Genomic DNA, 12058 nt, shown 5'->3' with positions numbered 1-12058 from the left:
GCCTCGAATGTCGCGCCGATCGCGTGCATAACCGGCAACGGTCGCTGGTTGGGCCTCGAATGTCGCGCCGATCGCGTGCATAACCGGCAACGGTCGCTGGTTGCGGGCGGGATCGCCCACCAGTCGGTCAGTCGACCGGTTCGTCGGTCTCCGCCGCCCCCAGCGGACCGGCGTGCTCGGAGTCGTAGGCGACGTAATAGCTGGGCCGTTGCTGTAGGGCGGTGTAGGTGCGGCCGACATACTCGCCCAGGATCCCCAGGCACAGCAGTTGCAGCGCAGAGAACACCGTCAGGATGATGACGGTGGACGCCCAGCCCGAGGTGGTGCCGCCGTTCAGCTTGCTGACGACGACATAGACCATGACCAGCGCCGCGACCACGAAACCGAGCAGGCTGAACCACGTCGCGAAACGCAGCGGTGCCTGCGAGAAGCCGGTGATCGAGTCGAGCGTGAGCCGGATCATCTTCGACAATGGGTATTTGGAGTCGCCGGCGGCGCGGGCGTCCCGGCGGTAGTCGACGGTGGTGGACGGAAAGCCGAGGGTCGGCACCACCAGCCGCAACACGCGATTGTGCTCGGGCAGTGCGGTGATGGCGTCGACGGTCGAGCGCGACATCAGCCGGAAGTCGCCGGCGTCCTGGGAGATGTCCAGCTTCGCCAGCCGCCGCATCATCCGGTAGAAGGCGCCGGCGGTATGCCGCTTGAAGGCCGAGTCCGTCGTGCGGTCGGTGCGCACGCCGTAGACGACATCGACGTTCTGCGCGACCGCCGCGTCATACATGCGGGCGATGGTCTCCGGTGGGTCCTGCAGGTCGGCGTCGATGGTGACCACCCAGTCACCGAGCGAGCGCTGCAGGCCGGCCGAGATCGCCGCCTGGTGCCCCGAGTTGGCGCGCAACCGCACCACCCGCAGGCCCGGCCAGTCGCGCAATGCCCGCTGCAGCAGGACCGAGGTGTTGTCGGTGGAACCGTCGTCCACGGCGACGACCTCGTACGGCACGGACATGGCGTCCAGCACCGGACGGAGCCGGTCGACGAACAGCGGCAGCACGGCCTCCTCGTTGAACATCGGCACCACGACGGAGAGCACGGGGTGAGCAGGAGGCGGGGTTCCCGGCACAGGTGAGTCACTTTCCAGGGGCGCGGACGAGGTATGTCGATGCAGCACGGTGCACCCGCAAATCTGCCAGATCGGAGCCGGCTTCGTCGGCGCAAGGGCCGCTATCGCGTCGATTTTGCCGTCATGTAGTGGACCGGTAGGATTGTGATCCGTGCGTGGGCTCTGCCCTGCCCGCCGACCTGCCGCCCGCTGCCGGGTATGCCGGGTCGCGTGGCACCAGGCCACCACACGCTCTCGCCGGGCAGCTCATCGAGCGCTTCGGCCGGTCGGTCACCCGACGGGTCCTGTCGCTCACGGGAAGTGCAGGGGAGGGCGCCGGTCCGACACTCCCGACCCCGGGGGTCGTGCTGACCGGGAAACCCAAGGAGTTGGCCAGGGTGGAAGCCCGTGCCAGCAGACAAGATTCGATCAGTTACGGAGACAGTAGGTTGCCTACAATCAACCAGCTCGTCCGCAAGGGTCGGCAGGACAAGATCGCCAAGATCAAGACGCCGGCCCTCAAGGGCAGCCCCCAGCGACGCGGTGTGTGCACCCGCGTCTACACCACGACCCCGAAGAAGCCGAACTCCGCGCTTCGCAAGGTCGCGCGTGTGCGCCTCACCTCGGGCATCGAGGTCACCGCCTACATCCCGGGCGTGGGTCACAACCTGCAGGAGCACTCGATCGTGCTGGTGCGTGGCGGTCGTGTGAAGGACCTGCCGGGTGTGCGTTACAAGATCATCCGCGGCTCGCTCGACACCCAGGGTGTCAAGGGTCGCCAGCAGGCACGTTCCCGGTACGGCGCGAAGAAGGAGAAGAAGTAATGCCTCGCAAGGGCCCCGCTCCGAAGCGCCCCCTCGTCGTCGACCCGGTCTACGGTTCCCCGCTGGTCACCCAGTTGGTCAACAAGATCCTGCTGGACGGCAAGAAGTCCATCGCCGAGCGCATCGTCTACGGCGCCCTGGAGGGTTGCCGTGAGAAGACCGGCACCGACCCGGTCGTGACGCTCAAGCGCGCGCTGGACAATGTCAAGCCGAGCCTCGAGGTCAAGAGCCGCCGCGTCGGCGGTGCGACCTACCAGGTCCCGATCGAGGTCAAGCCGGGTCGCGCGACGACCCTGTCGCTGCGTTGGCTGGTCGGCTACGCGCGGCAGCGTCGCGAGAAGACGATGACCGAGCGCCTGATGAACGAGATCCTCGACGCGAGCAACGGCCTGGGCGCCGCGGTCAAGCGTCGCGAGGACACCCACAAGATGGCCGAGTCCAACCGGGCCTTCGCGCACTACCGCTGGTGATGCGCACCGTCGCCCGGCGTGCTGCACGCCGGGCGACGGGCCCGGACGGGACCGCCGTCCGCACAATCCGAGTCTGATCAACTTCAACTCACGAAAGAAGACAACGTGGCACTCGACGTGCTGACCGACCTGAAAAAGGTCCGCAACATCGGCATCATGGCGCACATCGATGCCGGTAAGACCACGACGACCGAGCGCATCCTGTTCTACACCGGTGTCAACCACAAGATCGGTGAGACCCACGACGGCGCCTCGACGACCGACTGGATGGAGCAGGAGAAGGAGCGGGGCATCACCATCACCTCCGCGGCCGTCACCTCCTTCTGGGAGGGCACCCAGATCAACATCATCGACACGCCCGGTCACGTCGACTTCACCGTCGAGGTCGAGCGGTCGCTGCGCGTGCTGGACGGCGCCGTCGCGGTGTTCGACGGCAAGGAGGGCGTGGAGCCCCAGTCCGAGACCGTGTGGCGTCAGGCCGACAAGTACGACGTGCCCCGCATCGCGTTCGTCAACAAGATGGACAAGATGGGCGCCGACTTCTACTTCACCGTGCAGACGGTCAAGGACCGCCTGGGGGCGGAGCCGCTGGTGCTGCAGCTGCCGATCGGTGCCGAGGCCGACTTCGTCGGTGTCGTCGACCTGATCGAGATGCGCGCGCTGGTGTGGCCCGGTGACGCCAAGGGTGACGTCACCATGGGTGCGAAGTACGAGATCCAGGAGATCCCGGACGACCTCAAGGCCAAGGCCGACGAATACCGCCAGGCTCTCGTCGAGCGCGTGGCCGAGGCCGACGACGCCCTGATGGAGAAGTACCTCGAGGGTGGCGAGCTGACCACTGCCGAGCTCAAGGCCGGCATCCGCAAGCTCACCGTCAACTCCGAGCTCTACCCGATCCTGTGCGGCTCGGCGTTCAAGAACCGCGGTGTGCAGCCGATGCTCGACGCGGTCGTGGACTACCTGCCGTCGCCGCTGGACGTGCCCCCGATGATCGGCCACAAGCCGGGCAACGAGGACGAAGAGGTCACCCGCGAGCCGAGCAAGGACGCTCCGTTCTCCGCTCTGGCGTTCAAGGTCGCCGCGCACCCGTTCTTCGGCACGCTGACGTTCATCCGCGTCTACTCCGGTCGCATCGCCGCCGGCAGCCAGGTGGTCAACTCGACCAAGGGCAAGAAGGAGCGCGTCGGCAAGCTCTTCCAGATGCACGCCAACAAGGAGAACCCGGTCGAGGAAGCCGTCGCCGGGCACATCTACGCGGCGATCGGTCTGAAGGACACCACCACCGGTGACACGCTGTGCGACCCCAACGAGCAGATCGTCCTGGAGTCGATGAGCTTCCCGGAGCCGGTCCTCCACGTGGCGATCGAGCCCAAGACCAAGAGCGACCAGGAGAAGCTGGGCACCGCGATCCAGAAGCTGGCGCAGGAGGACCCGACCTTCACCGTCCGCCTCGACGAGGAGACCGGCCAGACCGTCATCGGCGGTATGGGCGAACTCCACCTGGACATCATCGTCGACCGGATGAAGCGTGAGTTCAAGGTCGAGGCCAACGTCGGTGCGCCGCAGGTCGCCTACCGCGAGACGATCCGTCGCCCGGTCGAGAAGTACGACTACACCCACAAGAAGCAGACCGGTGGATCCGGCCAGTTCGCGAAGGTGCAGTTGACGATCGAGCCGCTGAACACCGAGGACGGCGAGCTCTACGAGTTCGAGAACAAGGTCACCGGTGGACGCGTCCCGCGCGAGTACATCCCGTCGGTCGACCAGGGCATCCAGGAGGCCATGCAGCTCGGCATCCTGGCCGGCTACCCGCTCGTCGGGGTCAAGGCGACCCTGCTGGACGGCGCCTACCACGACGTGGACTCCTCGGAGATGGCGTTCAAGATCGCCGGTTCGATGGCGTTGAAGGAGATGGCCCGCAAGGCCGACCCGGCGCTGCTCGAGCCGATGATGGCGGTCGAGGTGCGCACGCCGGAGGACTACATGGGCGACGTCATCGGCGACCTGAACTCCCGTCGTGGCCAGATCCAGGCCATGGAGGACATCAGCGGCGCCAAGGTCGTCAAGGCGGTCGTGCCGCTGTCCGAGATGTTCGGGTATGTCGGCGACCTGCGGTCCAAGACCCAGGGTCGTGCCAACTACACGATGCAGTTCGACTCGTACGCCGAGGTTCCCCGGAACGTCGCGGACGAGATCATCAAGAAGATCCGGGGCGAGTGACGCGCGGGCGCCGCGGCATACCGAATTGAACGTGGTATGCCGCAGCGCCTATCGTCAGCCCGGTTTGTAAGAAGCGCAACAACACACACCGAAGGCGCCGCCCCGGCGCTGAACAGAAATTGTCCTTGAAGGAGGACCCACAGTGGCTAAGGCCAAGTTCGAGCGGACCAAGCCGCACGTCAACATCGGAACCATCGGTCACGTCGACCACGGCAAGACCACGTTGACGGCTGCTATCACCAAGGTGCTGGCGGACAAGTTCCCCGACCTGAACAAGGCGTCGGCGTTCGAGGACATCGACAACGCTCCCGAGGAGCGCCAGCGCGGTATCACCATCAACGTCTCCCACCAGGAGTACGAGACCGACAAGCGCCACTACGCGCACGTCGACGCGCCGGGTCACGCCGACTACGTCAAGAACATGATCACCGGTGCCGCGCAGATGGACGGCGCCATCCTGGTCGTCGCCGCGACCGACGGCCCGATGCCGCAGACCCGTGAGCACGTGCTGCTCGCGCGTCAGGTCGGCGTCCCCTACATCCTGGTGGCGCTGAACAAGGCCGACATGGTCGACGACGAGGAGATCCTCGAGCTCGTCGAGATGGAGGTCCGTGAGCTGCTGTCGAGCCAGGAGTTCGACGGCGACAACGCCCCGGTCGTCAAGGTCTCGGCGCTCAAGGCGCTCGAGGGTGACCCGGAGTGGACCAAGTCGGTCGAGGAGCTCATGGAGGCCGTCGACGAGTCGATCCCGGACCCGGTCCGCGACACCGACAAGCCGTTCCTGATGCCGATCGAGGACGTCTTCACGATCACCGGTCGCGGCACCGTCGTCACCGGCCGTATCGAGCGCGGTGTGCTGAACGTCAACGAAGAGGTCGAGATCGTCGGCATCAAGGAGGCTTCGCAGAAGACCACCGTGACCGGCATCGAGATGTTCCGCAAGCTGCTCGACGAGGGCCGCGCCGGTGAGAACGTCGGTCTGCTGCTCCGTGGCACCAAGCGCGAGGACGTCGAGCGCGGTCAGGTCGTCGTGAAGCCGGGCTCGATCACCCCGCACACCGAGTTCGAGGGCCAGGTCTACATCCTGGGTAAGGACGAGGGTGGCCGTCACACGCCGTTCTACGACAACTACCGCCCGCAGTTCTACTTCCGGACCACGGACGTCACCGGTGTCGTGACGCTGCCGGAGGGCACCGAGATGGTCATGCCCGGTGACAACACCGAGATGTCCGTCCAGCTGATCCAGCCGATCGCCATGGAGGAGGGCCTGCGCTTCGCCATCCGCGAGGGCGGCCGCACCGTCGGCGCCGGCCGAGTCACCAAGATCATCAAGTAATTCGACGGTATCCCACCGTCGGGTCTTGACCCGATCAGCCGAAAGGCCCCGGACCTCTTGCGAGGTCCGGGGCCTTTCCCGTGGGCGGGTGGCGCACCCACGTGGTCCTAGCGCGCGGCGGCGGCCCGCAGGTGCGACCAGGTGACGGCACCGATGATGCCGTCGACCTTCAGGTGGTGCCGGCGTTGGAAGGCCTTGATCGCGGCCGTCGTGGCTGGGCCGTCATCGCCGTCGACCGTCAGGTGCGCGCCCAGCAGGTTCAGCAGCTGCTGCGCGTACTTCACATCGGCCCCGCGCATCCCGACGTGCAGCACACGCAGCTTCGCCGGGCGGGGGATCTGCGTGGGCTTGGCGGAGGGCTTGGGCTTGGGCTTGGGCTTCGGGGCCGGCGTGGGCTTCGGCTTGGAGGTGGGCTTCGGCGCGGGTGCCCGGCCGGACTGCTGACCGCTGGCGCTCTGCAGGTGGGACCAGGTGATCGGGCCCACGATGCCGTCGACGCTCAGGTGCTGCCGGCGCTGGAAGGACTTGACCGCGGCCGTCGTCGCCGGGCCGTCGTCACCGTCGGCGGTCAAGCGCGAGCCGAGCAGGTTCAGCAGCTGCTGCGCGTACTTCACGTCCGCACCGCGCATCCCGACGTGCAGCACTCGCAGCTTCGCCGGCCGCGGGATCTGTGTCGGCGTCGGCTTCGGGGCCGGCTTGGGGGTCGGCTTGGGGGTCGGCTTCGGGGTCGGCTTGGGTGTGGGGGTCGGCGCAGGTTGCGGCCACAGCGTGTCCAGCAGGGCGTCCGCGGAGGACTGCGCCAGCGCGTATTCGCCGCGGTATGCCGCAGCCGGTCGCTGCACGTCCGCGGCCACCTGACCGGACGGGGCGGCCAGCCAGGTGTTGCGCGGGTAGATCTGCTGCATCACGGCGAGGAACTTCGCCGTGGCGGACTCGGGGTTGATGCGCTGGTCGTAGGTGCCCCAGGAGTTGCGCTGCTGGAACAACCCCACGCTGTCCAGGTCACCACCGGTGTAGTTGCGCAGGGTGGTCTCCACCATGACCGTCATCAGCGCGATCTCGGCGCCCTTGCGGTCCAGGCCGCTCGCACGTGCTGCGCCGACGACGCGGCGCGCGCAGGCGACCTGTTCGGCGCTGAGCAGTCCGCCCATCCGCGCGTAGGTCATCGCGGACGCCAGTTGCGCCGCTGTCGTCGTGTCCGCTGCGGTGGGCACACAGGACACCCAGGTCAGGGACATGGTGCTGCGGTGCGTGGACCGCAGCGCCCAGACCGGGTTGCCGGCCGGTCCGGGGATGGCGGCCCCGCTCAGTGCGCTGGCGCGGGGGGTGGGCCTGATGTCGGCGTGGGCCGGCGCTGCGGACACCGTGCTCAGCGCGGTGGCGACGGTGCACAGCGCCGTGGCGGCGGTGAGAAGGCGGGGGATACCCATGTGTGTTGTCCTCATGGCTCAGGGAGGGGCGGCAGTCTGGCGGTGGTGCGCACCTCGGCCGCGTGTGCGTCACGAGGGTGTGCGGAGAATATTGTGACAGTTGTTGCGAGTCCGCGTGTCGCAATCACATATTTTGAGAAACGTGCGCTATAGGGCGTGTCGCACGCTCGCCGGCACGGCACCTCATGGGCATCGTCCGCAGTTATACAAGAGCCCTTGTGTATGTCGTCGCCGACGCCCACCCTGGTCGCATGCCACGCAAGACAGCCGCAGAGCGGCATACTGCCTCCGCGCCGTCGGTCGACGTTCCGGACCTGCCGCAGGGCGCCGCGCTGATCGACGCCCTGCTCGCCGTGCACCACCCGGTGCGGCGGCGCATCCTGGAGATACTGACCAATGACGGACCGGCGACCGTGGGGCAGCTCGCCGCGCGCCTGGACATCGCCGTCGGTTCGGTGAGTCACCACCTCAAGCCGATGCACAAGGTCGGCTTCATCGAACCGGCACCGGAGCTGGCACGCGACACCCGCGAGTCCTGGTGGCGCGGCCGGCACCGACGCCTGTCGTGGAGCAACCAGGACTACGCCGACGGGAGCTTCGCCCGGCAGGTCGCCGACGCGGCCGAGCGGGCCAACCTCGAATACCTCAACGCGGCGACCGTGCAGTGGATGCGCACGCGCGAGGACCTGCCGGCGCAGTGGCAGGAGGGGCTCGCGCACGACAATTTCGTGCCCGCGACGCCGGAGCAGATGGAGGACCTGAAGCAACGCGTCCAGGCGCTCACGGACGAATGGACGCGGGAGGTGCGCGCGGACGTGCAGGAGCATCCGAATGCGGATCGGCGACCGGTGCGGTTCATCGCGCGCATCTTCCCGAGTGAGCCGGGTGCGGTATGACGACGCCGACCGTGGAGGGCCCGCGGCTGATCGCGGCTCCGCCGCCGGCGGTGCGGCGCGACCGGATGGTGCAGGCCTACGTGCTGGCCGCCATCGTGTCCGCCGGTGGGGACACGGTTTTCGCGATCGGCCTGGCCTGGACAGCGGTGCAGCTGTTCTCTCCGGGATTGGCGGGCCTCGTGCTCGGGATCGAGATGCTGCCCCAGGCGCTCTGCACGCTGTTCGGCGGCGTGATCGCCGATCGCTTCGACACCCGACGCGTGATGATCCTCGGCGAACTCGCCCGGGTCATCGTGCTGCTGGTCGCCTCGATCTGCTGGGCGAGCGGATTGCACGCCGGCGCAGTGCTTTTCGCCGTGGCCATCTGCTTCGGCACGGTCAGCGGGCTGAGCACCCCCGCGGCTCGGACGCTGGTGCGGCAGTTGGTCCGGGACGACGACCTGGTGACCGTCAGCGGCTGGACCCAGACCGGCTCTCGGCTCGCTCGACTCCTCGGTGCGCCGCTGGGCGCGGTGGTGATCCACGGGGGCTTCGGCTTCTCGATGATCGCCGACGCGTTGACGTTCCTGGTCGTCCTCATCGTGCTGTGGCTCGTCGTCCGCACCCGTTTCCGGTTGCCGCGGACACCGAAGGAGCCGGTCGTCCGATCGCTGCGCTCGGGCTGGGACTACATCCGCGGCTCCCAGGTGGCCCAGGTCTTCCTGCTCGGGCTCGCCGCGCTCAACGTCTTCGTCACACCGGTGATGTCCGTCGGCATCGCTCTTCGGGTGGCCGAATCCCATTGGGGCTCAAGCTGGTTGGGCGTCTCCGAGGCAACCTTCGCGATCGGCGCCATCGTCGGGTCGATCGCCGGCACCCGGTGGCAGGGCACGTACCTGCCCATGCGGTCGTTCCGTGTGTTGGTGTTGCAGGGCATCGGACTCAGCGCGGTCGGCCTGCCGACCCGGGTCGGCCTGGTCGTCGGTATGGCGCTGGTCGGTGTCACCGCCGGGATGGCCTCGGTGTGGTTGAGCGGGTCGTTCCAGCGAGTCATCGCGCCGAGCCACCTCGGCCGGGTCGGATCGGTCAGCAACCTCGGGGACCTGGTGCTCATCCCGGCGACCACGCCGGTCTTCGGGCTGCTGGCCGGCGCCTCTTCGGTGCTGGTCGCCACGACGGCGTGCGGACTGGCGATGAGTGCGTTGTGTGCGGCGTTCGCGCTCAGTCCGCAGATCCGGCAGCTGCGCTGAACAGCCACGGAGCGGTGGGCTGCAGGGCCACGGCAACCTCTCGCTGCAGCTCGGCTGCGTTCGGGATCCGCTGTCCCTCACCGCTTTCCGGATGTATGACGACATTGCCGAGGGCGACATACAGGCTGCGGAGGGTGTGCACCGCGTTGGTGGCCGCGGCTGGGACAGGCCCGGGCTCGCCGGTCGCGAACATGGCGGTGATCGGCTGCAGCAGCGGTCGCACGTCGGCGTCCGGTGTGCCGAGGAGTATGCCGACGACGGCAGCCGCGACCCGATCGTCCTCCTGATCACGCCAGACGAACTCCGTTGTCGCAGTGAGGCGTCCGGCGATCGCGTCGAGCAATCGATCGACCGGGGCGAGGCCTCTCGCGCCCAGCTCACCGACTGCGTCCGCGCCGTGCGCGACGGCGTGGATCCAGCCGATCGGCTCGACGTGGCCGCGCAGGTCCTGCTCGGTCGTCCACCACTCCAGCACGGAATCCGTCCACTCGGTGGGCCAGTCTCCATCGCCGGTCGTCCAGGTGGAGGCGAGCACCGCGAGGATCAGTGGTGCGAAGGACCGAGCCTGCGGCTGCGGATGAGCGAACCGGTCCACCATGAGATCACCCAGCTGCCGACGCTGTTCGCCGGTCAGTTGCCGCGCGGAAAGAGCCTCCGCGAGCTTCGTGTAGGCGCCGTCGTCGCGGACCGAGGGATCAGCGGAGGCGAGATCGTCGGTCAGCTGCCGAAAGGCCGAGTCGTCCATGCGTGTCACCCTACGGTCGGCATCAGGCGAAGCGACCGGAGTGTCGGCCGCGTCACACCGCCGTCCGTCATACGGTCCCCGATCAGCCACGCCGGGCGGCTTTGAGAGACTGGGGCGACCGCTTCGGATGTCCCCCAGGAGAACCCGCTGTGTCCAACGCACAACCGCTGACCGAGCTTTCCGCCGACCAGATCGCTGCATTCCGCCAGGAGCAGCAGACGGCGTACGACACGTTGAAGTCCAGCGGTCTCAAGCTCGACCTCACGCGGGGCAAACCGTCGGCGGAGCAGCTCGACCTGTCCAACGACATGCTCCAGTTGCCCACGTCGTATGTCGACGCCTCCGGCACCGACACCCGCAATTACGGCGGCCTGCAAGGCATTCCGCAGCTGCGGGAAATCTTCGCCGAGCTGCTGTGGGTCGAGCCGGAGCAGGTCGTGGCCGGCGGCAACGCCAGCCTGACGATGATGCGCGATGTCCTCTATTACCTGACGCTCTTCGGCGGCGTGGACTCCCCGCGGCCCTGGTCGCAGGAGGAGAAGGTCCGCTTCATCTGCCCGGTGCCCGGCTACGACCGGCACCACACCCTGCTGGAGTCGCTCGGCATCGAGATGATCACCGTGCCGATGCGGGCCGACGGCCCCGACGCGGATGCCGTCGCCGCCCTCGTCGCGGACGACCCGACCATCAAGGGCATCTGGATCGTGCCGACATACAGCAACCCGGCCGGTGCGGTGTGCAGCCAGGAAGTGGCCGCCAAGCTGGCGTCGATGCCGACCGCGGCACCGGACTTCAAGATCTTCTGGGACAACGCCTACGCGTTCCACCACCTGACCCAGGACGAGGCCAAGAGCGCCGACATCCTGTCGCTGGCCAGCGCCGCCGGCCACCCCCACCGTCCGATCATGTTCGCCTCCACGTCCAAGATCACCTTCGCCGGTGCCGGCGTCGGTTTCCTGGCGGCCTCGGTCGACCAGGTCACGTGGTACCTCGGCCACCTCGGCAACGGCTCGATCGGCCCGGACAAGATCAACCAGCTGCGGCACGCCGAGTTCTTCGGCGACGCCGAGGGTGTGCGGCAGCACATGCGCAAGCACCGCGACATCATCGCCCCGAAGTTCGCCGAGGTGCAGCGGATCCTGCGGGAGCGGCTGGGCGGCACCGGGGTCGCCACCTGGACCGACCCGGTGGGCGGATACTTCGTCAGCCTCGACGTGCTGCCCGGCACGGCGACCCGCGTGGTCCAGCTCGCCAAGGACGCCGGCATCGCCCTGACGCCGGCGGGCGCGTCATACCCCTACGGCAACGACCCTGAGGACACCAACATCCGCCTGGCGCCGACGTTCCCGGTGGCCGAGGAGGTCACCGCGGCGATGGAGGCCGTCGCGACGTGCGTGTTGCTGGCCGCCGCCGAGAAGCTCAGCGCCTGACCCGACAGGCTCGGCTCCAGATAGCCCGCAAGTCGCGACGGTTGAGGGTTGTGCGCGGGCGCCGGCGGATCTGTGTGCGTGACCCGCGACGGTTGAGGGTTGTGTGCAGGCGCCGGCGGATCTGTGTGCCTAACCCGCGACGGTTGAGGGTTGTGCGCGGGCGCCGGCGGATCTGTGTGCGTAACCCGCGACAGTTGAGGGTTGTGCGCGGGCGCCGGCAGATCTGTGTGCGTAACCCGCGAGTTGAGTCCCGCATAGTGGTGTAGCGCGGTCGCCGTGATCGTCCTGGTATTGGACGTGGTGCGGCCACCGCGTGATCCTTCGAGTGAACCTCTCACAGCACTCTCGAATGGAGTCATCACGATGACCGCACCACACA

10 protein-coding genes are annotated in these 12058 nt (G+C 67.9%); 7 read left to right on the top strand and 3 right to left on the bottom strand.

The features are described 5' to 3' along the window. Positions 1-127 precede the first annotated feature (127 nt). Positions 128-1090 carry a glycosyltransferase family 2 protein gene (locus ACTHL4_RS13585; protein ID WP_440283300.1) on the bottom strand — a complete coding sequence of 321 codons (963 nt, stop codon included), beginning with the start codon at positions 1088-1090 and terminating at the stop codon, positions 128-130. 458 nt (positions 1091-1548) lie between these two features. On the opposite strand from ACTHL4_RS13585, the gene rpsL reads away from it, so the two are divergent. The 4 genes from rpsL to tuf all read left to right on the top strand — a co-directional run bounded on the left by rpsL (position 1549) and on the right by tuf (position 5949). Beyond that, complete coding sequence (gene rpsL, locus ACTHL4_RS13580) at positions 1549-1923, top strand: 30S ribosomal protein S12 (protein WP_440283310.1); 375 nt, start codon at positions 1549-1551, stop codon at positions 1921-1923. Then, positions 1923-2393, top strand: a complete 471-nt coding sequence (gene rpsG, locus ACTHL4_RS13575; protein ID WP_440283299.1) for a 30S ribosomal protein S7 — start codon at positions 1923-1925, stop codon at positions 2391-2393. The genes rpsL and rpsG overlap by 1 nt, the downstream gene beginning before the upstream one ends. Before the next feature lie 105 nt (positions 2394-2498). Next, positions 2499-4613: an elongation factor G gene (gene fusA, locus ACTHL4_RS13570; protein ID WP_440283298.1), complete on the top strand. Its 2115-nt coding sequence runs from the start codon at positions 2499-2501 to the stop codon at positions 4611-4613. A gap of 142 nt (positions 4614-4755) precedes the next feature. Further along, entirely contained in the window at positions 4756-5949 is a 1194-nt protein-coding gene (gene tuf, locus ACTHL4_RS13565) for an elongation factor Tu (RefSeq protein WP_440283297.1), read from the top strand. A 107-nt stretch (positions 5950-6056) separates the two neighbouring features. On the opposite strand, the gene ACTHL4_RS13560 is transcribed toward tuf, so the two are convergent. Next, complete coding sequence (locus tag ACTHL4_RS13560) at positions 6057-7379, bottom strand: peptidoglycan-binding domain-containing protein (protein WP_440283296.1); 1323 nt, start codon at positions 7377-7379, stop codon at positions 6057-6059. Positions 7380-7630: 251 nt separating this feature from the next. Between ACTHL4_RS13560 and ACTHL4_RS13555 the strand changes: the two genes are divergently transcribed. After that, a complete protein-coding gene (locus ACTHL4_RS13555; protein WP_440283295.1) occupies positions 7631-8275 on the top strand; it encodes an ArsR/SmtB family transcription factor in 645 nt (214 codons plus the stop codon). Further along, positions 8272-9504, top strand: a complete 1233-nt coding sequence (locus ACTHL4_RS13550; protein ID WP_440283294.1) for an MFS transporter — start codon at positions 8272-8274, stop codon at positions 9502-9504. Before ACTHL4_RS13555 ends, ACTHL4_RS13550 begins: the two co-directional genes overlap by 4 nt. Here the strand turns inward: ACTHL4_RS13550 and ACTHL4_RS13545 are convergent. Continuing rightward, the gene (locus ACTHL4_RS13545) at positions 9476-10249 is read right to left on the bottom strand and encodes a DUF2785 domain-containing protein (RefSeq protein ID WP_440283293.1); all 774 of its coding nucleotides are present in this window, start codon (positions 10247-10249) and stop codon (positions 9476-9478) included. The two genes, ACTHL4_RS13550 and ACTHL4_RS13545, sit on opposite strands and share 29 nt — an antisense overlap. A gap of 149 nt (positions 10250-10398) precedes the next feature. On the opposite strand from ACTHL4_RS13545, the gene ACTHL4_RS13540 reads away from it, so the two are divergent. Next, positions 10399-11679 carry an aminotransferase class I/II-fold pyridoxal phosphate-dependent enzyme gene (locus ACTHL4_RS13540; protein WP_440283292.1) on the top strand — a complete coding sequence of 427 codons (1281 nt, stop codon included), beginning with the start codon at positions 10399-10401 and terminating at the stop codon, positions 11677-11679. Positions 11680-12058: the final 379 nt, after the last annotated feature.

It is taken from the genome of Flexivirga sp. (assembly GCF_051955415.1).
Lineage (GTDB): Bacteria > Actinomycetota > Actinomycetes > Actinomycetales > Dermatophilaceae > Flexivirga.
Note: the sequence above shows the minus strand (reverse complement) of the source record. Positions and strands in the feature narration are given on the sequence as shown.